The organism is Kitasatospora sp. NPDC098652 (assembly GCF_044760155.1).
GTDB lineage: Bacteria > Actinomycetota > Actinomycetes > Streptomycetales > Streptomycetaceae > Kitasatospora.
Map to the genome: position 1 here is coordinate 117,417 of NZ_JBIWAQ010000010.1, position 22,153 is coordinate 139,569.

The following is a 22,153-nucleotide window of genomic DNA, read 5'->3' on the forward strand; positions in this document are numbered from 1 at the left end:
GGCCGGTCCCGGGCCGTGGCGGAGCCCGGCGGGGGCGGGCCGGGGGCGTACTGTTTGGGCCGCGTGCCAGTGCCCCGGTGGGTGTGGGGTCGGGGCGGCGAGCCACGGTGTGGAATGTCCGGAACATCCCCTAATGTGACGCTGTCCCGGGGCCAGGCCGCCGGGGCGCGATGAGTACGGGTGAGTACTGGGTTAGGGATGGGAAGGGGATCGATGGAGCAGCGCGCCGTCGTTCGTTGTGCCGAGGGGCACCTGTTCAGCACCACCACGTTCCCGATGCAGAACCTCGGTCCCGGGCGGCTCGGGCCCGGGCGGTTGATCCGCTGTCCGCAGTGCGGACGGCTCCGGAGCTCGGTGCTGGCCGACGTGCGGGAGCTGTCGACGGCCCAACTGGCTCGGGCGATGCGGTTGGAGGCCGCTGAGTTCCTGGCCTGACGGCCGACGGGAGGACACGGGGCCCCGGACGGATTCGTCCGGGGCCCCGTCGTGCACGTAACCTCGAAGCGTGCTGCTCTCTGACAAGGACATCCGGACCGAAATCGACCTGGGCCGGGTCGTCATCGACCCGTTCGACCCGGCGATGATCCAGCCGTCGAGCATCGACGTGCGCCTCGACCGCTTCTTCCGCGTGTTCGAGAACCACAAGTACCCGCACATCGACCCCTCCGAGGAGCAGCCGGACCTGACCCGGCTGGTCGAACCGGACGGCGACGAGGCGTTCATCCTGCACCCGGGCGAGTTCGTGCTGGCCTCGACGTACGAGGTCATCACGCTGCCCGAGGACGTGGCCTCCCGGCTGGAGGGCAAGTCGAGCCTGGGCCGGCTGGGCCTGCTCACCCACTCCACGGCGGGCTTCATCGACCCCGGTTTCAGCGGTCACGTGACGCTGGAGCTGTCGAACGTCGCGACGCTGCCGATCAAGCTCTACCCGGGGATGAAGATCGGGCAGCTGTGCCTGTTCCGGCTCTCCTCGCCGTCCGAGCACCCGTACGGCTCCGCGCGCTACGGCTCGCGCTACCAGGGGCAGCGCGGCCCGACGCCGTCCCGCTCGTACCTGAACTTCCACCGCAGCGAGGTCTGACCGCGCCGCGGCAGAGCGCACGCACGGCGGGCGGCCACCCCCTCGACCAGGGGGTGGCCGCCCGCGGCGTTTCCGGACGGACGGCGGTCCCGGACAGACGGCGGGGCCGCCCGGCGGTGTCAGGCCCGCTTGGGGCTGGTGACGGCGACCAGCTCGGCGCCGTCCTCGGACAGCCGCAGCTCGGTGCGCAGCTCGGCGAGCTCGCCGAGGTGGTGCAGGTGGGTGCCGCCGCAGAAGATCTGCGCGCCGCCCTCGGGCAGCTCGCAGTGCCACTGGCGGCGGGCGGTCAGCTCGGGGCCGGGGACGTCGATCCGGACCGGGGCGTCGGCCGCGACCCAGGCGGCCAGCCGGGCGTTGACGGCCTCGGTGAGGGCGGGCAGGGCGTCGGCGAGGGCGGGGAACTCCTCGGTGGCGTCGACCGTGAAGCCCTTCTTCTTGAGCGACTTGCCGAGCCGGTAGGTGTCCGTGCTGGCCTGGGTGTCCATCACCGAGCTCGCCATGGCGAGGCTGTCGAAGTCGGGGTTGCCGAAGGCGTCGGAGCGGCCCGGGTCCTTGCGCCAGCGCGGGGCGAGCGCGGCGTTGAGGGCGAGGGCGAGCAGGTGGCAGCCGCTGTGCGAGGCGCTCAGGGCGGCCCGGCGCTCGGTGTCGACGGCGAGCACCGCGGTGCGGCCGACGAGGTCGCCGGGGTCGGCGGCGAGGACGTGCAGGACCAGCCAGGACCACTCCTCGTCCCCGCGCTTGACCGGGATCTCGGCGCCGACCAGCGGCGCCCCGCCGTCCGGGCCGACCGCGCCGGTGAGGCAGTCCACCACGGCCAGCTCGGTGCCGTCGACGGTGAGGGTGCCGTGGTCGGCCGGCTGGTCGGGCCAGGTGTGGTCGAGCGGGTGGAACGGGGTGGCCGCGGTCACCACCGCGTACCGGCCGTCCGCCAGCGGGTGCACCGCCAGCACCGGGGACTCTCCGGTCACCGCCCCGGCCGGGAAGCTGACGTGGGTGGTGGGGAGGGTCATGGCTGGCTCCGCTTGGTGGTCGACGAACGAGGGTGGGCGGGCCCGGGCCTTCCGGCCGGACCCGCCCACCATTCTGCCTGTCGGCCCCGCACCGGCGGCAGGGACCTTGATCACGTCGGCCGCTGCCGCCCGGTCACCCGAGCGTCGGCAGCTTGATCAGAACCAGCAGCGCGAGCAGCTGCACCGCCGCGGCCGCCGCCGCCTTGCCCCAGGGCAGGTCGTGCACCCGCCGGACCATGGTGGTCAGCAGGTACGCGCAGAGCATCCAGGTCGCCCAGCCGACCACCTGCACCACCGCACTGCCCGAGGGCAGCACCAGGTCGAGCAGCAGCCGGGGCGCGTCGGTCAGCCAGCCGATCAGCGCGGCCAGGCCGACCGTCGACTTCCACGGGCCGTCGCCGCCGAGCTGGCGGGCCAGCGCGTAGGTGACCGCGCCGAAGACGGCGCCGGCCACGGTGAAGCAGACGGCAGCGGCGAGCAGGCCGGTCAGCGCGACCGAGAAGGTGGAGTTGACGATGTCGTCGTGGGTCAGCCCGATGCCGAGCACCGCGAGCACGCCGTACAGCAGCGAGACGCTGAGGGCGGGCAGCCAGACCTGGTGGTCGCGGGTCCGGTCGAAGATCGCGGTCGGGGTGCGGAAGATGCCGACGAACAGTTCGCGCCACTGCGGCCGGGGCCCGCTGACGTGCGGGGCGGACTGGCCGCCGGCGCGGTAGACGGTGACGTTGTCCTGGCCGTACGGGGGCTGCTGCTCCTGGCCGTACGGCGGCTGCTGCCCGTAGCCGCCGTTGTCGTCGTAGCCGTACTGGCCCTGGTCCGGGCCCTGGCCGTACGAGCCGGGCCGGCCCTGGCTCTCGTGGCCGTAGGGAGGCGGCTGCTGCCCGTACGGGGCGCCGCCGCGGTACGGGTCGCCGGCCGCCGGGAAGGCCCGGGTGTTGCCCGGCCGGTCGGCCGCGTACGGGTCGGCCGCGTAGGGGTCGTACCCGCCGCCGGCCGTGCTCCCGGGACCGCCCGCGCCACCGCCCGGGGTGCCCGGGGCACCCGGCCCGCCGGGTGCTGCCGTCGGGTGCGCGGCCGTGAAGTACTCCGGCCCGTCCACGGGGCCGTCCGTCCGCCCGTACCCCCCGGGCGCCCCCGGCGGCGGCGGAGGCGCCGACCATCCGCCGTGCGGACGGTCGGCGCCCTGACCGCTGTCGTATCGATTACCAGCCACGCTCCGAAGGTACCCGTCCGGCCCAATGCGCGTCGGCCCCGGACGGAGCCGGGGCCGGTTTGCAGCGAGCCTGAGACGAACGGGTCCGAAAGTCGTCCGAACGGGACGCCCGGGGCCCGCTGCGGAGCCGCTAGCGCGGGGCGCTGACCGACGGCCCGTGCACCGAGGCGGCCGCGGCCGTGCCGGCCGGGCAGCCGCCCGGGCCGGCCGTGGTGCGGACGGCGCCGACCGGCAGCAGGGTGCCGCAGGCGATCCGGATGCCGCTCGGCAGCTCGTTGTCGGACTCGACGATCGCGCCGTCGCCGATCACCGCGCCGTCCAGCGCCGAGCGGTCGCCGACGGTGGCGTAGGCGCCCACGATCGAGTCCTTGACCAGGGTGTCCGGGCCGATCACGGCGCCGGGCAGGATCACGCTGCCCTCGACGATCGCACCGGCCTCGACCACCGCGTCCGCGGAGACCACGGTGCCGCCGCTGAGCACCGCGCCCGGGTGGACGGTGGCGCCGGGCAGCAGCAGGGCGTCACCGGTGGGGCCGGGGACGGCCGGGGAGTCGACCTTGCCGAGGACCAGGTCGGCCGAGCCGCGGACGAACGCGGCCGGGGTGCCGAGGTCCAACCAGTACGAGGTGTCGACGACGCCGCGCAGCAGGGCGCCGGTGGCCAGCAGCTCGGGGAAGGTCTCGCGCTCGACGGAGACCTCGCGGCCGGCCGGGATGCGGTCGATCACGGACCGGGTGAAGACGTAGCAGCCGGCGTTGATCTGGTCGGTGACGATCTGCTCCGGCGTCTCCGGCTTCTCCAGGAACTCCAGCACCCGCCCGTTCTCGTCGGTCGGGACCAGGCCGAAGGCCCTCGGGTCCTCCACCCGGGTGAGGTGCAGGGTGACGTCGGCCCCGGCGGCCACGTGGCCGTCGCGCAGGGCGGCGATGTCGAGGCCGGAGAGGATGTCGCCGTTGAAGACCAGGACCGGCTCGTCCGGGCCGCAGGTCAGCCCGGAGGCCGCGTTGCGGATGGCCCCGCCGGTGCCCAGCGGCTCGCGCTCGGTCAGGTAGACCAGCTCGATCCCGTACGGGGTGCCGTCCTGGAAGTGGTCCTCGAACACCTCGGCCAGGTAGGAGGTGGCCAGGACCACCCGGGTGACGCCGGCGGCGGCCGCACGGGCCAGCTGGTGGGCGATGAACGGGACGCCTGCCACGGGCAGCATCGGCTTGGGGGTGTGGGTGGTCAGCGGACGCAGTCGCGTGCCCTTACCACCGACGAGCATGATCGCCTCGGTCATGGTCTGCGCTGTTCCCCTTGTGCTCTCCGCGGCCCGGCCCGGCGGGCCGATACCTCCGTCAGTGGTCTGAGCCCGTCGTGAACGGGTCGACCGGCGCGCGGCCGGTCCGGCGCCTACTGTATTTCCTTCCGACCGAATGCCCGTCCGGCGGCCGTGCGATTGACGTCACTCGCCGTCCGCCCGCCGTACCGCCGGCCGTCGCCCGGGGCACCGAAAAGCCCGGCCCGGCGGGCGCGTTGGCGGCGTCCACCGGGCCGGGCGGTTGTTGCAGAACTGTCGAACAGCGAACGGTGACCGCGGTGATTGCGGTGACCGAAGTGACCGCAGTGATTGCGGTCACCGCGGTTACGCGTCGACGGTCGCGGGCTCCTCGGCCTCGGCCGGCGGGGTCGCCTTCACCGAGTCGAGCAGCAGCTGGGCCACGTCGACCACCTTGAGGTGCTCCTTGGCCGCGCCCTCGTTCTTCTTGCCGTTGACCGAGTCGGAGAGCATCACCAGGCAGAACGGGCAGGCGGTGGAGACGATGTCCGGGTTGAGCGACAGCGCCTCGTCCACACGCTCGGTGTTGATCCGCTTGCCGATGCGCTCCTCCATCCACATCCGCGCGCCGCCGGCGCCGCAGCAGAAGCCGCGCTCCTTGTGGCGGTGCATCTCCTGCTGGCGCAGACCGGGGACCTTGTCCATGATCTCGCGCGGCGGGCTGTAGACCTTGTTGTGGCGGCCCAGGTAGCAGGGGTCGTGGTAGGTGATCAGGCCCTCGACCGGGTTGACCGGGACGAGCTTGCCCTCGTCGATCAGGTGCTGCAGCAGCTGGGTGTGGTGGATCACCTCGAAGTGCCCGCCGAGCTGCGGGTACTCGTTGGCGATGGTGTTGAAGCAGTGCGGGCAGGTGGCCACGATCCGCTTGGTCGGGGCGTCCTCCAGCGCGGCGTTCAGCGTCTCCACGTTCTGCGCGCCGAGCATCTGGAAGAGGAACTCGTTGCCCAGGCGGCGCGGGGAGTCACCGGTGCAGGTCTCCTCCTTGCCGAGGATGGCGAACTTCACGCCCGCGGTGTGCAGCAGCTCGGCGAAGGCCTTGGTGGTCTTCTTGGCGCGGTCCTCCAGGGCGCCGGCGCAACCGACCCAGTAGAGGTACTCGACCTCGGCGGGGTCGATGTCCTCACCGATCACCGGCACCTCGATGCCGGTCTCCTTCTTGAGCTCCTTGACCCAGTCGAGGCGGGCCTTGGTGGCCATACCCCACGGGTTGCCCTTGTTCTCCAGGTTCTTGAGCATCGTCCCGGCCTCGGTCGGGAAGTTGCTCTCGATCATCACCTGGTAGCGGCGCATGTCGACGATGTGGTCGACGTGCTCGATGTCTACCGGGCACTGCTCGACGCAGGCGCCGCAGGTGGTGCAGGACCACAGCACGTCCGGGTCGATGACGCCGTTCTCCTCGGCGGTGCCGATCAGCGGGCGCTCGGCCTCGGCCAGGGCGGCCGCCGGGACGTCCTTGAGCTGCTCGGCGGTGGCCTGCTCGGTGCCCTCCATGTCCTTGCCGCCGCCGGCCAGCAGGTACGGCGCCTTGCCGTAGGCGTGCTCGCGCAGGCTCATGATCAGCAGCTTGGGGGACAGCGGCTTGCCGGTGTTCCAGGCGGGGCACTGCGACTGGCAGCGGCCGCACTCGGTGCAGGTGGAGAAGTCGAGGATGCCCTTCCAGGAGAAGTGCTCGACCTGGGAGACGCCGAAGACGGCGTCGTCGGCCGGGTCCTCGAAGTCGATCGGCTGACCCTTGCTGGTCATCGGACGGAGCCCGCCGAGCGCGGTGCTGCCGTCCTCCTCGCGCTTGAAGTAGATGTTGAAGAAGCCGAGGAAGCGGTGCCAGGCCACGCCCATCGAGGGGTTGAGGCCGATGGTGATCGCCCACGCGAACGAGATGCAGATCTTCAGCATCGCGAACAGGTAGACCAGGTTCTCCAGCGTGCCGTGCGACAGCCCGCTCAGCGCCGAGGTGATCGGGTACGACACCAGGTGCTCCGGGCCGTACGAGTCGACGCCGGCCAGGGCGCCCTCCAGGGCGCGGAGCATCAGGATGCACAGGCCGATGCCGAGGATCGTGTACTCGACGTAGAAGGCCTGCCAGGCGATCGAGCCGGCGAACCGGGACTTGCGGCCGGACCGGGACGGCAGGCTCATCAGCCGGATCACGATCAGGGTGGCGATGCCCAGGGTGGTCAGGGTGCCGACCAGCTCGACGAAGAGCTGCCAGATCATCCAGTGACCGATGATCGGCAGTTCCCACTCGGCGTCGAACAGCTGGCCCATCGCGTTGACGATGGTGAGCACCAGGCTGAAGAAGCCGACCGCGACGAACCAGTGGGCGATGCCGACGATCCCCCAGCGGTTCATCCGGGTGTGGCCGAAGAACTCGGTCGCGAGGGTCTTCACGCGCTGGGCGGGCCTGCCGAAGCGGGTGGTGTCCGGCGCGCCGGTCAGCACGACCCTGAAAATGTGCCACGCCGCACGGAGGGCGAGCGCGGTGCCGATCACGAACGTGACCAGCGAGATGACGATCGCTGCTAGTTGCATCGCTCTCCGTCTCCTGCGGCTTGCGGTTGAGCAGTGTCTGCGGTTCTGCGGTTCTGCGCTTCTGCGGTCTACGTTTCTACGTTCTGCGTTCTGCGGGCCCGCGGGTTTCCGAGTGATTGTACTGGTCGGTAACTTGCCGGGCCGACGGCCCGGACATTACAGGTCGCCAACAGTCCTCCAGAAGGTTCCCAAGCTATGGCGGCAGTCACGTGACCGCACGCGCGCCGCCCCGTCGCGAGCGCCCGAACCGGCCCGCCCCTCCGGGTCGATGTCAGCGCCGATGTCAGCGGGGATATCAGCAAAGTTGAGTGCCGAGCACTCATAGCTGTTGACGCTACCCGCCGGGTCGTGCATCCTTGAGCCTGTAAAGCTCAACTCTTCCGTGGAGGTATCTACGATGGCACGCGCGGTCGGCATCGACCTCGGTACGACGAACTCGGTCGTCAGCGTTCTGGAGGGTGGCGAGCCCACCGTCATCACGAACGCCGAGGGCGCTCGGACCACGCCGTCCGTCGTCGCCTTCGCCAAGAACGGCGAGGTCCTCGTCGGCGAGGTGGCCAAGCGCCAGGCGGTCACCAACGTCGACCGCACCATCCGCTCGGTGAAGCGCCACATGGGCACCGGGTGGAAGATCAACATCGACGGCAAGGACTTCAACCCGCAGCAGATCTCGGCCTTCGTGCTGCAGAAGCTCAAGCGGGACGCCGAGGCCTACCTGGGCGAGACCGTCACCGACGCCGTCATCACCGTCCCGGCGTACTTCAACGACTCGGAGCGCCAGGCCACCAAGGAGGCCGGTGAGATCGCGGGCCTCAACGTCCTGCGCATCGTCAACGAGCCCACCGCGGCCGCCCTGGCCTACGGCCTGGACAAGGACGACCAGACCATCCTGGTCTTCGACCTCGGCGGCGGCACCTTCGACGTCTCCCTGCTGGAGATCGGCGACGGGGTCGTCGAGGTGAAGGCCACCAACGGTGACAACCACCTCGGCGGCGACGACTGGGACCAGCGCGTCGTCGACCACCTGGTCAAGGTCTTCCAGTCCGGCCACGGCGTCGACCTGTCCAAGGACAAGATGGCCCTGCAGCGTCTGCGCGAGGCCGCCGAGAAGGCCAAGATCGAGCTGTCCTCGTCCTCCGAGACCTCGATCAACCTGCCCTACATCACGGCCTCCGCCGAGGGCCCGCTGCACCTGGACGAGAAGCTCACCCGTGCCCAGTTCCAGCAGCTGACCGCGGACCTGCTGGAGCGCTGCAAGGTCCCGTTCCACAACGTGATCAAGGACGCCGGCATCTCGCTCTCCGAGATCGACCACGTCGTCCTGGTCGGTGGCTCGACCCGCATGCCCGCCGTCGCCGAGCTCGTCAAGGAGCTGACCGGCGGCCAGGACGCCAACAAGGGCGTCAACCCGGACGAGGTCGTCGCCATCGGCGCCGCGCTCCAGGCCGGTGTCCTCAAGGGCGAGGTCAAGGACGTCCTGCTGCTCGACGTCACCCCGCTGTCCCTCGGCATCGAGACCAAGGGCGGCATCATGACCAAGCTGATCGAGCGCAACACCACGATCCCGACCAAGCGCTCCGAGATCTTCACCACGGCCGAGGACAACCAGCCGTCCGTGCAGATCCAGGTCTACCAGGGCGAGCGCGAGATCGCCGCGTACAACAAGAAGCTCGGGATGTTCGAGCTGACCGGCCTGCCGCCGGCGCCGCGCGGCCTGCCGCAGATCGAGGTCACCTTCGACATCGACGCCAACGGCATCATGCACGTCGGCGCGAAGGACCTCGGCACCGGCAAGGAGCAGAAGATGACCGTCACCGGCGGCTCCTCGCTGCCGAAGGACGAGGTCGACCGCATGCGCCGCGAGGCCGAGCAGTACGCCGAGGACGACCACAAGCGCCGCGAGGCCGTCGAGACCCGCAACTCCGCCGAGCAGCTCGTCTACTCGACCGAGAAGTTCATCGCCGACAACTCCGACAAGCTGCCGGCCGACGTCAAGACCGAGGTCGAGACCGCCATCGGCGAGCTCAAGGAAGCCCTCAAGGGCGAGGACATCGCGAAGATCCGCGAGGCCTCCGAGAAGGTCTCCACCACCGCCCAGAAGCTCGGCCAGGCGCTCTACGCCAACGCCGACGCCGCCGGTGCCGGTGCCGCCGCGGCCGGCGACTCCGCCCACGCCAAGGAGGACGACGTCGTCGACGCCGAGATCGTCGACGACGAGAAGCCCAAGGGTGGTGCGTCGGCATGACGGACAAGCCGCAGGGCGGCAAGCCCGGCGACGACTCCGCCGCCGAGGAGGCCGTGATCAAGGCCGCCGAGGAAGCCGCCTCGGCCGGTGCCGGCGAGGCCCCCGAGGAGCTCGCCGCGGCCAAGCGCGAGCTGGCCGAGCGCACCGCGGACCTGCAGCGGCTGCAGGCCGAGTACCAGAACTACCGCAAGCGGGTCGAGCGCGACCGGCTGACCGTCCGCGAGATCGCGGTCTCCAACATCCTGGAGTCCCTGATCCCCGTCCTGGACGACATCGGCCGCGCCCGCGAGCACGGCGAGGTGACGGGCGGCTTCAAGTCCGTCTCCGACTCCCTGGAGACGGTCGTCGCCAAGCTGGGCCTGCAGCAGTTCGGCAAGGAGGGCGAGCCCTTCGACCCGACGCAGCACGAGGCGCTGATGCACAGCTACTCCTCGGACGTCACCGAGGACACCTGTGTCCAGATCCTCCAGCCCGGCTACCGCATCGGCGAGCGGATCATCCGCCCGGCGATGGTCGCCGTGGCCGAGCCCCAGCCCGGCACCCAGACGACGCCCGGCCCGGACGCCGAGGCGAAGTCCGCCGAGAAGGACAAGTCCGACGGTGGCTCGGACAGCTGACAACCTGTGACAGCTGACAACCAGTGCGCTGCGGAGTCGTACGCCGGCCAGTACGGCGGCCGGCTCCGCAGCGCGCTGTCAGCAGCGCTACTTCCGGCGGCTGTTGACAGCGCAGTGACGATGGACATCGGGAGGTGTCGGGAGCGGTGAGCGAGCACAGCGAGCGAACCATCGAGGGGTGCGTGAACCGCTCTGCGGCTTCCGGGCGGAGCGAGGTGGGCGCATGAGCGGCAAGGACTTTGTCGAGAAGGACTACTACAAGGTCCTCGGCGTGCCCAAGGACGCCACCGCCACCGAGATCAAGAAGACCTACCGCAAGCTGGCGCGCGAGTTCCACCCGGACGCGAACAAGGGCGACGCCAAGGCCGAGGAGCGCTTCAAGGACATCTCCGAGGCGTACGACGTCCTCTCCGACGAGAAGCGCCGCAAGGAGTACGACGAGGCCCGCAGCCTCTTCGCCAACGGCGGCTTCCGCACCGGCGGCCCCGGCGGCGCCGGCAGCTACGGCTTCGACTTCGGCGACCTCTTCACCGGCACCCAGGGCGGCGGTGGCGGCGGACTCGGCGACGTCTTCGGCGGACTCTTCAACCGCGGCGGCGCCCGACAGGCCCAGCCCCGGCGCGGCGCCGACGTCGAGACCGAGGTGACACTCTCCTTCGAGGAGGCCGTCGACGGCGCGACCGTCCCGCTGCGGATGACCAGCCAGGCCCCCTGCCGGCTCTGCAACGGCACCGGCGCCAAGAGCGGCACCACCCCCAGGGTCTGCCCGACCTGCGTCGGCGCCGGCACCGTCAGCCGCGGCCAGGGTGCCTTCGCGCTCTCCGAGCCCTGCAAGGACTGCCGCGGCCGGGGCATGATCGTCGACGACCCGTGCCCCGACTGCCACGGCAGCGGCCGGGCCAGCTCCGCCCGCACCATGCAGGTCCGTATCCCGGCCGGCGTCCAGGCCGACCAGCGGATCCGGCTCAAGGGCAAGGGCGCCCAGGGCGAACGCGGCGGCCAGCCCGGTGACCTCTACGTCACCGTGCACGTCGACCCCCACCCGGTGTTCGGGCGCAAGGGCGACAACCTCACCGTCACCGTCCCGGTCACCTTCCCCGAGGCCGCCCTCGGCGCCACCATCGAGGTGCCCACGCTGAACGGCCCCGCCGTGAAGCTCAAGCTCCCCCCGGGCAGCGCCAACGGCCTCACCATGCGCGCCCGCGGCAAGGGTGCCACCCGCAAGGACGGCACCCGCGGCGACCTCCTCGTCACCGTCGAGGTCGTCGTTCCCCAGCACGTCGACGGCGACGCGCTGGACGCCCTGGAGCAGTACCGCGAGGCCACCGCCTCCGACGACCCACGAGCCGCTCTGTTCCGGGCGGCGAAGGGAGCGTGACGACCAGATGTCCCCGAACCCGATGAACCCGACGAACCCGATGGACCCGGCGAACGCCAACGGCCCGATCGGCGCGGGCGGCCCGATCGGCCCGGGCCTCGGTGAGGGCCTCCCCGGCAGCCCCGCCGGCGGCCGCCCCCGCCGCGCCGCGGCCGCGCCGCAGTACGTCCTCACCGAGGACACCCCGGTGTACGTCATCTCGGTCGCCGCCGAACTCTCCGGCCTCCACCCGCAGACCCTGCGGCAGTACGACCGCCTGGGCCTGGTCTGCCCCGACCGCACCGCCGGCCGCGGCCGCCGCTACTCGGCCCGCGACATCCAGCAGCTGCGCGAGGTCCAGCGGCTCTCCCAGGACGAGGGCATCAACCTGGCCGGCATCAAGCGGATCATCGAGCTGGAGAACCAGGTCAGCGCCCTCCAGTCGCGCATCACCGAACTGGTCGACTCCCTCGAGGGCGCCGCCACCGCCCTCCAGCAGCGCGAGGCCGCCGTCCACGCCTCCTACCGCCGCGACCTCGTCCCGTACCAGCCCCCCACCCCCCAGTCCAGCGCCCTCGTCGTCTGGCGCCCCAAGCGCTGACCCGGGGCCCGCACCGCACCACCAGCCGCCGGCTCCCTCCTGTTCGGGGGGTGCCGGCGGCTGGGTGTTGGTGAGAGAGTGCGATCACATTCCCTCTCCAGAGGACTCAGAGGATCTGGCATGCTGAACCGCGATTCAGCATCAGCGCTGACAGCACACAGGCATCACGGTAACGGCAAGGAGTCGCGGATGAGTGAACGAGAGCAGCCCCTTTCCGCCGGCTTGTCCACCCTCTCTGCAGAAGCAAAAGAGCTCTACCTCGCCGTCATCCGAGGAGACGGCAAGCTGCCGCTGGGCCCCAGTGCCGATCAAACTCATTCATCCCGAGAGGAGCTGGTGAGGATTGGCCTTCTCGTGCCCGACAGCGATGACCCCACTACTCTCGTAGCCGCCGACCCGGCGCAGCTCTCGACGAGTCTCAGCCATTCCTGGCAGCGTCAGGCGCTGGAACTCCTATCGCGCGCCGTGTCCCTCCCCTCCGAACTGCAGGATTTGGCACGGGAATTCCACACCCCAAAGCAGTTCGGAGGATCTATCGAATATGTGCAGGGGAAGGTTCTTATCCGTCAGCGGCTGGAGCAGTACCGGGAGTCCGGACTGGGGGAGGCCCTATCACTCCAACCTGGCGGCCCCCGACAGCCCGATCTTCTCGCTGGAATGATCGAGCAAGATCTGGAGACGCTCCGCAGTGGCACGGAGGTACGGACGATCTACCACGCCAGCACCCGCTACCACCAGCCGACCAGGGACTACGTAGCGACGCTCGCTCGGGCCGGCGGCCAGTACCGAACCCTTGACGAGCCGTACACGCGCCTCATACTGATGGATCGACGGGTCGCCGTCATCCCGATCGCCGAGGACATGAGCCTTGCGGCCTTCATCCACGACCCCGCAGTAGTCGACTACCTCGCCGAAGAGGTGTTCGAACGATGCTGGAGCCGCGCCCTGGAGTTCGAGGGTGGCCGCACAGTGCCGCAGCAGGTGGTATCCCGCCTCCGGCAAACAATCATCGATCTGATGCTCGAAGGCACCAACCACCGAGTCATTGCGCGACGCCTGGGAATCAGCGAGCGGACACTCGCAAGACATATAGCTGAAATGCGAGACGACTACAAGGTCGACTCGCTATTCCAGCTCGGATACGTTCTCGGTCGGCAAGCCCAGAATCCTACCGACTGACCCATTCGCCCACTTCTGGAATGTCGGCGAATATTTCGGGAATTTTGGCATGTACCCAGGAAGCCACGTGGCTACGATCACTGCCAGGAGATGTCGTCCGCGACACTCACGGCAGCCTTGATGGCAGTCGTGTCGTGCGAGTCGGCAGCATTCGCGAGAGAAACAACGCCCAGCGCAGCAGCAGCAACGGCCGCCGAAAGCACAACCTTGCGGACAAATCGGCGCATGTCAGTCACGCCCCTACTCTCTCTCGACAATCGCCACTAGAACCGCCATGCAGGATAACGGCTCACATTGTGCCGCGCGAAGGGGAGGCTGTCACCAGCAGCTGCCCCGCAAGGTGTGCGTCATCTCCCTGCCAGGCATCCAGATGACACCGACCAACCCTGGACGCCACACCACGGCGCGTTGGACGATCAGTTCGCTCCCGATGGTCCAGCAGGACGCCACATCTTGCCAATGTACCGTCAAACGCCAAGCCGTTCACCAGTAGCACCACTCCACAGAGCAGCCCACATTCAACGCATAGCCGACATTCTCTCCCCCGGTCGGCCTTCCCCCGGAGTCGACATGACCGAGCCCTACCTGCGTCACAACGACAGCCAGGCCCCTGAGGGTCGGCGTGCACGTGTGTTCCTGGCCGCGCCGCTGATGCGGCTGACCGGCCCCGCGGACAGCGTGGTGACGCTCGCCAGCCGGACGCGGCTGACGACGCTCCGCACCACCCTCCTCCGCAGCGGTGCCGCCGTGTACAGCGCGCACCACAGCGACGCCTGGACCGTCGCCGGTCGGGCGCCCGAGCCCCGGGTCCCCTCCGACTTCCGCGCGCTCCAGTCCGCTGACCTGGTGTTCGCCTATGTCGGCGCCCCGCTCTCGGCCGGCGTCAGCCTCGAACTCGGTTGGGCGTCGGCGCTGCGGAAGCCGATCGTCCTGCTCGTCGACGAGGCCATCACCCACAACCCGCTGATCGCCACCATCGAGCAGGTCGCCCCCGTCCTGCCGCTGGTCTTCGACGACACCTGGTCCCAGGAGGCCCTCCACCACACCGTGGAGACCGCCCTCGACTGGGCCGGCATGGCGCTCTCCCTCCGCGAGGGCTTCTGGACCGCCCCCGGCGACCGCTTCAACGTCCCCCGGCAGCAGACCGCCACCCCCGGCTACTGGCCGACCGGCGCCGCCACCGGCTGAGCAGGACTCACCCACCGGACTCCCCCGTCCGGGCTCCCCGCATCTGCCAGCCGAGCTGGAACAGGGTCTCCGCGTCGTACACCTCACGCAGCCGGGCGATGTGACCGGCCACGGTCCGTTCGCTCAGGCCCATACGGGTAGCGATCGCCCGCTGCGTGAGACCCCTGGCGAGCAGGCGACCCACCTGCTCGTGGGCGATCGGGGCGGAACCGGCTGCGAGTGACTCCCAGTCCACGGCCTGGGCGTGCTGCCACTGCTGCTCGAAGACCCCCACCAGGTAGGCAACCATCGCGGCGTCCTCGACCACGGCGGCAACCGTGTGGTCGAGGGTGGCCGGGATCACGGCCACGGTGCGGTCGAAGATCAGCGTCTTGGTGAAGGGCCCCTCCAGCAGCCGGATCGGGGCGCCGGCCTGAGTGGAGTGCAGCGCGTACTCGACCGTCCGTGGATCGGAGCAGGCCGACGGTTCGAAGACGGTGAACATCGCCCCGCCCGCTTCGACGTAGCGGCGGCTGTGGTCGAGCGAGTCCTGCATGTGGTCGTGGGGACGGGGCCCGCCGGGCTGGGCCGCGAGGGCCTCATGCGGGTAGTCCTTGACCAGCTGCGAGATCAGGTGCCGGATCTCCGGCATGCCGACCACCCGCCGGACCCCGCCGACGGGATCGGCGCGACGGGGCGCGGTGTCGTAGGCCTGGGTCAGGTCGTCCAACAGGTCCGGGACGGCAGCGGCACGGGCAAGCAGGCGGGCGCTCTCCTCCCGCAGGTCCGCGCCAATCCGCTCGCCTACGGCCCGGGGGTTCACCGCGCTGTAGGTGCCGTCGGCGATGCGGAGGACGAGCAGGCCGAGGTCAGCGAGCTGTTGGACGGCGGCTGCGTCCTCAGGACCGATCTCGTCGATGCGGATCCGGCCGCCCTCGGCCAGGATCGCCCGGTAGAGCTCACGGGCTGCGGCATCGGGCAGGTCGAGTACCGGCTCAGGCATCGCGGGCTCCCCTCATCTGCCAGCCGAGCTGGAACAGCGTCTCCGCGTCGTACGACTCCCGTAGGCGCGCGATGTGGCCGGCGACGGTGCGCTCGCTCAGGCCCAGGCGGGTGGCGATGGCGCGCTGGGTGAGGCCTTGGGTGAGCATGTGGCCGATCTGGTCGTGGAACGGGGCCTCGGCGGTTCCGCCAGCGAGGGCCGACCAGTTCACCCCTTCCGCCTGCTGCCAGTGCAGTTCGAACTCCCGGACCAGGAAGTCGACCACGGCCCGGTCCTCGACGAAGGCGGCGCAGGTGTAGTCCTGGCCGACGGGGATCACGGCGACGGACCGGCCGAAGATGAAGAGCCGGGTGAACGGGATCGGCAGGATCCGGATGGCGACGCCGAGTTCGGTCGCCTGTGCCGCGAAAGAGACGGTCGGCGGATCGGCGAGGGCGGACGCCTCGTAGATGGTCCTCATGGTGCCGCCCTTCTCAATGTGGCGACGGTCGGATTCGAGGGCCTCCGCCAGGTGCGCGGCGGGCCGAGCACCTCCTGGCTGCCGGGACAGGGTCTCGCTCGGGTGGTCGGCGTGGATCTGGGCGACCTGGTGACGGATCTGCTCCAGGCCGACGACGTACTGGACCGCGGGCGAGGGTTCGGGATTCCGGCGGGGCGCGAGGTCATAGGCCTGGGTGAGGTCGTCCAGCAGCTCGGGGATGCGCGCCGCCCGGGTGATCAGGCGGGCCCCTTGCTCCCTGAGCTCGGTGCCGATCCGCTCGCCGACGGCCCGGGGGTTCACCGCGGTGTAGACGCCGTCCGCGATGTGCAGGAAGAGCAGACCGAGGTCGGCGAGTTGTCGGACGGCGGACTCGTCCTCAGGGCGGATCTCGCCGACGCGGATCCGGCCGCCCTCGGCCAGGATCGCCCGGTACAGCTCACGGGCTGCGGCGTCGGGCAGGTCGAGTGCCGGCTCAGGCATCGCGGGCTCCCCGCATCTGCCAGCCGAGCTGGAACAGCGTCTCCGCGTCGTACGACTCCCGCAGCCGGGCGATGTGGCCGGCGACCGTGCGCTCGCTCAGGCCCAGGCGGGTGGCGATGGCGCGCTGGGTGAGGCCGCGGGCGAGCAGGCGGCCGACCTGTTCGTGGGCGGCGGCCTCGGTGGAACCGTCAGCGAGGGCGGCCCAGTTGACGCCTTCGGCCTGTTGCCAGTGCGTCTCGAAGTCCTGGACCAGGAAGTCGACCACGGCCGGGTCCTCGATGAAGGCCGCGCTGCTGTCGTCCGGGGCGGCCGGGATCACCGCGACGGTCCGGTCGAGGATCATCAGCTGTCGGAACGGGACGGGCAGGACCCGGATGTGGCAGCCGGCCTCCGTCAGTCGCGCGGCGATCCGAACCGTCGGGCCGTCGAGCCGGGCCGCGACCTCGTAGATCGTGCGCAGTGTGCCGCCCGCCTCGGCGTAGCGGCGGGCGTGCGCCACGATGTCGTCCGCGGCCTCGGCCGGCCTGGCACCGCCCGGGCGCAGGGACAGGGCCTCGTTGCCCAGTTCCTCGACGAGTTGGGAGACCCGGTGCCGGATGTTCGCGTGTCCGTGGACGATCTGGGTGGCCCCGGCGCCGTCGTGGCGTCGCGGAGCACTGTCGTAGGCGGCGGCCAGGTCGCCGAGGAGGTCGGGCACTTCCTCCGCCTGAACCAGCAAGCGGGTACCGGCCGCACGCAGCTCGGCCGCAATCCGGGTGGTGACCGTACGCGGATTGACCGCGCTGAGCACGCCGTCCGAGGCGTACAGCTTCAACAGCCCCGTTTCCAACAGGGTCTGAACGGTATCGGCGGCCTCCCCCGGGATGTCGGCGATCCGGAGCCGCCCGCCGTCCTCCAGGATCGCGCGGTAGAGCTCACGGGCGGCATCGGGCAGGTCGAGTACCGGCTCAGGCATCGCGGGCTCCCCTCATCTGCCAGCCGAGTTGGAACAGCGTCTCGGCGTCGTACTGCTCGCGGAGGCGGGCGATGTGGCCGGCCACCGTGCGCTCGCTCAGGCCCAGGCGGGTGGCGACCGACCGCTGGGTGAGGCCCTGGGCGAGCAGGGCGCCGACCTGCTCGTGGACGGCGGAGCCGAGGGAACCGTCTTCCAGCGCAGCCCAGTTGACGCCTTCGGCCTGCTGCCAGAGCGTCTCGAAGGTGTCGACCGCGAAGGCGACCGTCGCCGGGTCGTCGACCACGGCGGCGGTGCTGTAGTCGGCGGCGGCGGGAATGATGGCGACGGTGCGGGCGAAGATCAGGAAGCGCCTGAACGGTACGGCGAGGACGCGGGTGGTGGCGCCGAGCCGGGAGGCCTGGGCGGCGAAGCGTACGGTCGGCGGGTCGTACTTGGCCGAGACCTCGTAGAGGGAGCGCACCGTGCCGCCGCGTTCGTGGAAGCGGCGGGCGCGCCGTAGTGAGTCCGGTAGCTCGTTGGCCGGGCGGGGGCCGCCGGGTTGAGCAGACATGCCGTCTCCGGGCATCGCCTCGGTCAGCCGGTCGATCTCGTGCCGGATCTCCTCCTTCCCGGTCACGTAGCGCGCCCCGGTCGAGGCGCTCCGCCGCTTCGGGCTGGTGTCGTAGGCCTGGGTGAGCTCGTCCATCAGCTCGGGGAGTTGCTCCGCTTCCGCGAGCAGGCGAATGCTCTGCCGGCGGATCTCGCCACCGATTCGCTCGATGGCCGTGCGCGGGTCAACGGCGCTGTAGGACTCGTCCAGCAACTGCGGTACCAGCAGCCCGAGTTCCACCAGGCGCCCGAGTGCCTCCCGGTCGCCCGGGCCGACCTCGGTGGCGCGGATGCGGCCGCCCTCGCGCAGGACGGCGAGGTAGAGGGCGCGGGCGGCGGCGTCCGGGAGGGCGGCGGCGAGGAGGGCGGTGGGGTCAGCCATGGCGTTCCCCGCGGAGGTGCCAGCCGAGGTGGAAGAGGGTCTGGGCGCCGTAGCGCTCGCGGAGGCGGGAGATGTGGGCGGCGACGGTGCGTTCGCTGAGGCCGAGCCGGGTGGCGACGGCGCGCTGGGTGAGGCCGCGGGCGAGCAGCCGGCCGATGCGGACGGTGGTGGGGTGGGGGGCGCCGAGGTTGCGGTCGGCGGGGGTGGCGCGGGCCCAGTCCCGTTCGAACTGGGCGACCAGGTAGGCGACGGTGGTGCGGTCGGTGACGACGGTGGCGCGGCTGCGGTCCTCGACGGCGGGGATGACGGCCACCGAGCGGTCGAAGACCAGCATCCGCTCGTACGGTTCGGCGAGCGCCCGGGCCTCGGCGCCCTCGCCGCTGCGGAGGGCGACCTGGCGCAGGGTGGCGGGGTCGGCGAGGGCGCCGGGCTGGTGGAGGGTGCGCATCGAGCAGCCGCGGCGGAGCAGGGCGAGGTCCTGGGCGAGGCTGGTCTGGAGGACCTCGGCGGAGTGGTGGCCGGGGCGGGCGGCGAGGAACTCCTCCTTGCACTCGGCGAGGAGTTCGGAGATGCACTGGCGGACGGCGCCGGCACCACCCCCGGCACCAACATCGACCCCGACCCCGTCGGGCCGAGCGCCGTCGGGCCGAGCGCCATCGAGCCGAGCGCAGTCCAGCCGAGCACCGTCGACGCCCCCGGACGGCCGGTGGAGCGCCTCGTAGGCACGGGAGAGCGGCTGGAGGGTCCCCGGCAGCCGCTCGGCGTGCACCAGCAGCCGGACGGCCCGGAGGCGGAGTTCGGTGCCGAGCCGGTCGCCGAGGGCGCGCGGGTTGGCGGCGGTGTAGCCGGTGGCGGTCGGGGTGAGGAGCCCGCGGGCGACGAGGGCCGCGACGGTGGCGCGGTCGGCAGGGGCGAGGTCCTCCGGGCGCAGCCGGCCGCCGGCGCGCACGACGGCGAGGTAGAGGGCGCGTTCGGCCGGGCCGGGCTCATCGGTCATCGCGGGCGCCTCTCATCAGCCAGCCGAGCTGGAAGAGGGTCTGGGCGCCGTACCGGTCGCGCAGCCGGGAGATGTGGCCGGCGACGGTGCGTTCGCTGAGGCCCAGCCGGGTGGCGACGGCGCGCTGGGTGAGGCCGCGGGCGAGCAGTCGGCCGACCCGGTCGGGGATGGTGCGGGCGGGGCCCTGGCCGAGAGCGGCGGCGGCCTCGGCGGTGTCGGCGCGGGCCCAGTCGCGTTCGAAGCCGCCGATCAGGAAGGCGAGGGTGGCCGGGTCGCTGATGAACGCGGCGGTGCTGTTGTCGTCGTTGGCGGAGATGACGGCGACGCTGCGGTCGAACACGATCAGGCGCTGGAAGGGCTCGTCGAGGACCCGGATCTGCGAGCCGTACCGGGTGACCTGCTCGGCGTAGGCGAGGGCGGCCGGTTCGACGAGGGCGACGGGCTGGTAGACGGTGCGCAGGGAGCAGCCGCGCTGGAGGAGTTGGACGTCCTGGGCGAGGGCGACCTGGAGGGTGTCGGCGGGGCGGTGGCCGGGTTGGGCGGTGAGGACCTCGGAGCGGCAGTCGGAGACCAGTTGGGAGATCCGCTGGCGGATGTGGACGTGGCCCTCGACGTAGACCGCGCCGCCGGAGGTGCCGGACGGGCGGGGCATCGCGTCGTAGGCGCGGGTGAGGCCGTCGAGGGCGCCGGGGAGGTTCTCGGCGCGGACCAGCAACCGGGTTGCCTCGCTGCGGAGTTCGGCGCCGAGCCGGTCGCTGACGGAGCGCGGGCTGACGGCGGTGTAGCAGTGGTCCATCCGGTTGACCATGACCAGGCCGATGTCGAGGAGCTGCCGCAGCGCGGCCCGGTCGGCGTCGGAGACGTCGGCGAACGGGATGCGGCCGCCTTCGGCGATGACGGCGAGGTAGAGCTGTCGGGCGGCCTCGTCGGGTTCCTCGCCCTCGGGTGCCGCATGGTGCGGCGCGACCGCCGGTTCCGCCGTCACGTCGTACTCTCCCTGCCGGACGCCTCTCCCCTTGCCTGTCCCCGTCCGTACGCGCGGGGCCGCGGGTCGCGCGGTCCGCGGGCGCCGGTGGCCGGGCGTCCCACGCTACCGGCCGGAAGGCGGGCCCCCGGGTCCGGGTGCCGTCGCACACGGGGTCCCGGGGGCCGCCATCGGTACGCCAGGTCCAGGCGATTCCGTCGAGGCGGAGCAGCAACGCCTCGCCGGTACCGGTTCGGGCTCCATCACCACACATGGATCCCGGCCGGGGCTCTTCCCCCCCGTTCCACGCGTGCGGGACGTTGCACTCGTGGTCAGTTCTGAAGAGCTGGTCGCCACCATCGGACTGCGGTGCCCGGACGACCTGGCGTACCTCCACCCTCACAGCGTGACGGCCGGTGAACAAGTGCCGTCCGAGTGCAGGTTCGCGCAATTGCAGTTATCTGCATCCCGCAGCGGGTGCGGGGCCGCGGGCGGGGGCCGGGATTCCGGTAAAGGCCGAGGCCAGCGGGGGGTACGGGCGGCGCGCAGCGATTGGCAGTGCACCGTCATCGTGCAGCTGCGCGTTCCTGCAACGGCGGCATGCTCCTGAGTGCGGGCGGCCGCCGCGCGGGTCGTCGCAGCTCAGCCCGCGCCGGCCGCACCGAGCAGGGCGTCCGGCTCAGGACGTCCGGCTCAGGACGTCCGGCTCAGGACGTCCGGCTCGGCGCCTGACTCAGGGCGTCCGGCTCAGCGCGCCCGACTCAGCGCGCCCGCGCTCAGCGCGCCAGCAGCCGTCCGCGCAGCAGCCCGGTGGCCGTGCCGGTCGCGGCGAGCACCCAGGCGGTGCCGAGCAGCAGGTAGAGCCCGACGGAGAGCCCGGTGAAGCCGCCGAAGCCGGTGTGCCGGGCGAGCGCGGAGGCGCCGGTGACGCAGGTGCCGACCGGGAAGGTGAACGCCCACCAGGTCATCGCGAACGGCATCCCGGCCCGCCGGGCGCGCAGGTTGGCGGCCAGCGCGACGGCCAGCCAGAGCATCGCGACGCCGATCACGGCGACCCCGTACAGCTCGGCCAGCGGCAGCAGGACGGGCGCCAGCCCGGGCAGCACCGGGCGGGCCGCGTCGGCGAGTTGGTGGATCGCGGTGACGGACTGGCCGAGCGGGCCGAGCACCAGGAACAGCGCGGGGGTGAGCACCAGGGTGGGGAGCTTGCTGTGGAACAGGCCGGTGAACACCACGGGCAGCAGCACCAGGGTGGCCAGCAGGCCGATCCCGAACAGCGCCCAGCAGCCGTACAGCATGGCCTCCTGGGGCGTTCCGGCGGGCAGGTGGGGGACGAGGGCCGGGCCGCAGGCGGAGGCGACCAGCGGGGCGACCACGGGCAGCAGCCAGGTCGGGTTGGCCTCCAGGGCGGACACCCGGTGCCGGGTGATCATCAGGTACGGGATGCCGGCCGCGACGGTCAGCGCGTAGAGCGTGCCGACGCCCCACAGCACGGCGTCCAGGGCGACGGCGGGGCCGGTGCCGATGACCCGGGAGCCGAGCAGCAGGGTGCCGAGCCCGACCGCCAGCAGGGCCATCGGCGGGCAGCCGTAGAAGACGGCGGTGGCCGGGTTGTCCAGCAGCTGGGTGCGGGCCGCCTCGCGGTGCCGGGTGAGGTGCACCAGGCGGGCGCCGGCCAGCAGCACCAGGGCCGCCGCGCCGAGCGCCCACATCACCTCGCCGAAGCCGATCAGCCCGGGCAGGTGGACCGGCAGGGCGGCGGCGCCGTTGGCCACGATCGCGGTGCCCATCACGGCGGCGTACCAGTTGGGACCGAGCTGGGCCAGGTCGAGGCGGGGAAGCCGGGAGAGCCGGGAGGACCGGGGGCCGCGGGAGGGACCGGAAGGGCGCGGGGGACGGGACGGCCGGGGCTGCTCGGAGGAGCGGGCAGGAGCGGCGGAGCTGGTGAGCGGGCGGACATCGGCCGAGGTGGACATGGTTCCACCG

At 71.5% G+C, this 22,153-nt stretch carries 19 protein-coding genes and 1 pseudogene; 8 read left to right on the forward strand and 12 right to left on the reverse strand.

The genetic code is table 11. From position 1 onward, the window contains the following. Positions 1 to 213: 213 nt before the first annotated feature. Positions 214 to 435 (forward strand): hypothetical protein, encoded by a 222-nt coding sequence (locus ACIQWA_RS22375; RefSeq protein ID WP_360227361.1) that lies wholly within the window; start codon positions 214 to 216, stop codon positions 433 to 435. A gap of 70 nt (positions 436 to 505) precedes the next feature. After that, a complete protein-coding gene (gene dcd, locus ACIQWA_RS22380) occupies positions 506 to 1,081 on the forward strand; it encodes a dCTP deaminase (protein WP_360227364.1) in 576 nt (191 codons plus the stop codon). Between the two features lie 119 nt (positions 1,082 to 1,200). Here the strand turns inward: dcd and ACIQWA_RS22385 are convergent, their stop codons facing one another. The 4 genes and pseudogenes from ACIQWA_RS22385 to ACIQWA_RS22400 form a co-directional block, all read right to left on the reverse strand. Then, entirely contained in the window at positions 1,201 to 2,091 is an 891-nt protein-coding gene (locus tag ACIQWA_RS22385; protein ID WP_360227367.1) for a metal-dependent hydrolase, read from the reverse strand. Positions 2,092 to 2,224: 133 nt separating this feature from the next. Further along, a complete protein-coding gene (locus ACIQWA_RS22390; RefSeq protein WP_402484990.1) occupies positions 2,225 to 3,190 on the reverse strand; it encodes a Yip1 family protein in 966 nt (321 codons plus the stop codon). A 328-nt stretch (positions 3,191 to 3,518) separates the two neighbouring features. After that, a pseudogene (locus tag ACIQWA_RS22395) lies at positions 3,519 to 4,583 on the reverse strand (sugar phosphate nucleotidyltransferase); the annotation flags it as partial. A gap of 345 nt (positions 4,584 to 4,928) precedes the next feature. Further along, entirely contained in the window at positions 4,929 to 7,151 is a 2,223-nt protein-coding gene (locus ACIQWA_RS22400; RefSeq protein ID WP_360227373.1) for a (Fe-S)-binding protein, read from the reverse strand. Positions 7,152 to 7,548: 397 nt separating this feature from the next. On the opposite strand from ACIQWA_RS22400, the gene dnaK reads away from it, so the two are divergent. The 5 genes from dnaK (at position 7,549) to ACIQWA_RS22425 (ending at position 13,150) form a co-directional block, all read left to right on the forward strand. Then, positions 7,549 to 9,396, forward strand: a complete 1,848-nt coding sequence (dnaK, locus tag ACIQWA_RS22405) for a molecular chaperone DnaK (RefSeq protein ID WP_402484993.1) — start codon at positions 7,549 to 7,551, stop codon at positions 9,394 to 9,396. Further along, positions 9,393 to 10,013, forward strand: coding sequence for a nucleotide exchange factor GrpE (gene grpE / locus ACIQWA_RS22410; RefSeq protein WP_360227379.1), 621 nt, complete (start codon positions 9,393 to 9,395; stop codon positions 10,011 to 10,013). The genes dnaK and grpE overlap by 4 nt, the downstream gene beginning before the upstream one ends. Before the next feature lie 223 nt (positions 10,014 to 10,236). Further along, positions 10,237 to 11,391: a molecular chaperone DnaJ gene (gene dnaJ / locus ACIQWA_RS22415; protein WP_360227382.1), complete on the forward strand. Its 1,155-nt coding sequence runs from the start codon at positions 10,237 to 10,239 to the stop codon at positions 11,389 to 11,391. Between the two features lie 40 nt (positions 11,392 to 11,431). Beyond that, the gene (locus tag ACIQWA_RS22420) at positions 11,432 to 11,971 is read left to right on the forward strand and encodes a heat shock protein transcriptional repressor HspR (protein ID WP_402485245.1); all 540 of its coding nucleotides are present in this window, start codon (positions 11,432 to 11,434) and stop codon (positions 11,969 to 11,971) included. Between the two features lie 189 nt (positions 11,972 to 12,160). Beyond that, on the forward strand, positions 12,161 to 13,150 hold the full coding sequence (locus ACIQWA_RS22425) for a hypothetical protein (RefSeq protein ID WP_402484995.1): 990 nt from the start codon (positions 12,161 to 12,163) through the stop codon (positions 13,148 to 13,150). Positions 13,151 to 13,227: 77 nt separating this feature from the next. On the opposite strand, the gene ACIQWA_RS22430 is transcribed toward ACIQWA_RS22425, so the two are convergent. Beyond that, a complete protein-coding gene (locus tag ACIQWA_RS22430) occupies positions 13,228 to 13,386 on the reverse strand; it encodes a hypothetical protein (protein ID WP_402484998.1) in 159 nt (52 codons plus the stop codon). Positions 13,387 to 13,720: 334 nt separating this feature from the next. On the opposite strand from ACIQWA_RS22430, the gene ACIQWA_RS22435 reads away from it, so the two are divergent. Next, a complete protein-coding gene (locus ACIQWA_RS22435) occupies positions 13,721 to 14,338 on the forward strand; it encodes a hypothetical protein (protein ID WP_402485000.1) in 618 nt (205 codons plus the stop codon). A 7-nt stretch (positions 14,339 to 14,345) separates the two neighbouring features. Here ACIQWA_RS22435 and ACIQWA_RS22440 read toward each other — a convergent pair whose 3' ends face one another. From ACIQWA_RS22440 to ACIQWA_RS22470, 7 genes are all read right to left on the reverse strand, one after another. After that, the gene (locus tag ACIQWA_RS22440) at positions 14,346 to 15,320 is read right to left on the reverse strand and encodes a LuxR family transcriptional regulator (RefSeq protein ID WP_402485003.1); all 975 of its coding nucleotides are present in this window, start codon (positions 15,318 to 15,320) and stop codon (positions 14,346 to 14,348) included. Continuing rightward, positions 15,313 to 16,281, reverse strand: a complete 969-nt coding sequence (locus tag ACIQWA_RS22445; protein WP_402485006.1) for a LuxR C-terminal-related transcriptional regulator — start codon at positions 16,279 to 16,281, stop codon at positions 15,313 to 15,315. Before ACIQWA_RS22445 ends, ACIQWA_RS22440 begins: the two co-directional genes overlap by 8 nt. After that, on the reverse strand, positions 16,274 to 17,236 hold the full coding sequence (locus ACIQWA_RS22450; protein ID WP_402485009.1) for a LuxR family transcriptional regulator: 963 nt from the start codon (positions 17,234 to 17,236) through the stop codon (positions 16,274 to 16,276). Before ACIQWA_RS22450 ends, ACIQWA_RS22445 begins: the two co-directional genes overlap by 8 nt. Next, entirely contained in the window at positions 17,229 to 18,206 is a 978-nt protein-coding gene (locus tag ACIQWA_RS22455) for a LuxR family transcriptional regulator (protein WP_402485011.1), read from the reverse strand. The genes ACIQWA_RS22450 and ACIQWA_RS22455 overlap by 8 nt, the downstream gene beginning before the upstream one ends. Then, the gene (locus tag ACIQWA_RS22460; RefSeq protein ID WP_402485014.1) at positions 18,199 to 19,203 is read right to left on the reverse strand and encodes a LuxR C-terminal-related transcriptional regulator; all 1,005 of its coding nucleotides are present in this window, start codon (positions 19,201 to 19,203) and stop codon (positions 18,199 to 18,201) included. The genes ACIQWA_RS22455 and ACIQWA_RS22460 overlap by 8 nt, the downstream gene beginning before the upstream one ends. Continuing rightward, entirely contained in the window at positions 19,193 to 20,188 is a 996-nt protein-coding gene (locus ACIQWA_RS22465; RefSeq protein WP_402485017.1) for a LuxR family transcriptional regulator, read from the reverse strand. The genes ACIQWA_RS22460 and ACIQWA_RS22465 overlap by 11 nt, the downstream gene beginning before the upstream one ends. A 755-nt stretch (positions 20,189 to 20,943) precedes the next feature. Continuing rightward, complete coding sequence (locus tag ACIQWA_RS22470; RefSeq protein WP_402485020.1) at positions 20,944 to 22,143, reverse strand: TDT family transporter; 1,200 nt, start codon at positions 22,141 to 22,143, stop codon at positions 20,944 to 20,946. Positions 22,144 to 22,153 lie beyond the last annotated feature (10 nt).

Coding starts and splice junctions, on each gene's coding strand:
- ACIQWA_RS22375 (WP_360227361.1), top strand. CDS start 214: ATGGAGCAGCGCGCCGTCGTTCGTTGTGCCGAGGGGCACCTGTTCAGC.
- ACIQWA_RS22385 (WP_360227367.1), bottom strand. CDS start 2,091: ATGACCCTCCCCACCACCCACGTCAGCTTCCCGGCCGGGGCGGTGACC.
- ACIQWA_RS22400 (WP_360227373.1), bottom strand. CDS start 7,151: ATGCAACTAGCAGCGATCGTCATCTCGCTGGTCACGTTCGTGATCGGC.
- dnaK (WP_402484993.1), top strand. CDS start 7,549: ATGGCACGCGCGGTCGGCATCGACCTCGGTACGACGAACTCGGTCGTC.
- grpE (WP_360227379.1), top strand. CDS start 9,393: ATGACGGACAAGCCGCAGGGCGGCAAGCCCGGCGACGACTCCGCCGCC.
- dnaJ (WP_360227382.1), top strand. CDS start 10,237: ATGAGCGGCAAGGACTTTGTCGAGAAGGACTACTACAAGGTCCTCGGC.
- ACIQWA_RS22420 (WP_402485245.1), top strand. CDS start 11,432: ATGGACCCGGCGAACGCCAACGGCCCGATCGGCGCGGGCGGCCCGATC.
- ACIQWA_RS22425 (WP_402484995.1), top strand. CDS start 12,161: ATGAGTGAACGAGAGCAGCCCCTTTCCGCCGGCTTGTCCACCCTCTCT.
- ACIQWA_RS22435 (WP_402485000.1), top strand. CDS start 13,721: ATGACCGAGCCCTACCTGCGTCACAACGACAGCCAGGCCCCTGAGGGT.
- ACIQWA_RS22440 (WP_402485003.1), bottom strand. CDS start 15,320: ATGCCTGAGCCGGTACTCGACCTGCCCGATGCCGCAGCCCGTGAGCTC.
- ACIQWA_RS22445 (WP_402485006.1), bottom strand. CDS start 16,281: ATGCCTGAGCCGGCACTCGACCTGCCCGACGCCGCAGCCCGTGAGCTG.
- ACIQWA_RS22450 (WP_402485009.1), bottom strand. CDS start 17,236: ATGCCTGAGCCGGTACTCGACCTGCCCGATGCCGCCCGTGAGCTCTAC.
- ACIQWA_RS22455 (WP_402485011.1), bottom strand. CDS start 18,206: ATGGCTGACCCCACCGCCCTCCTCGCCGCCGCCCTCCCGGACGCCGCC.
- ACIQWA_RS22460 (WP_402485014.1), bottom strand. CDS start 19,203: ATGACCGATGAGCCCGGCCCGGCCGAACGCGCCCTCTACCTCGCCGTC.
- ACIQWA_RS22470 (WP_402485020.1), bottom strand. CDS start 22,143: ATGTCCACCTCGGCCGATGTCCGCCCGCTCACCAGCTCCGCCGCTCCT.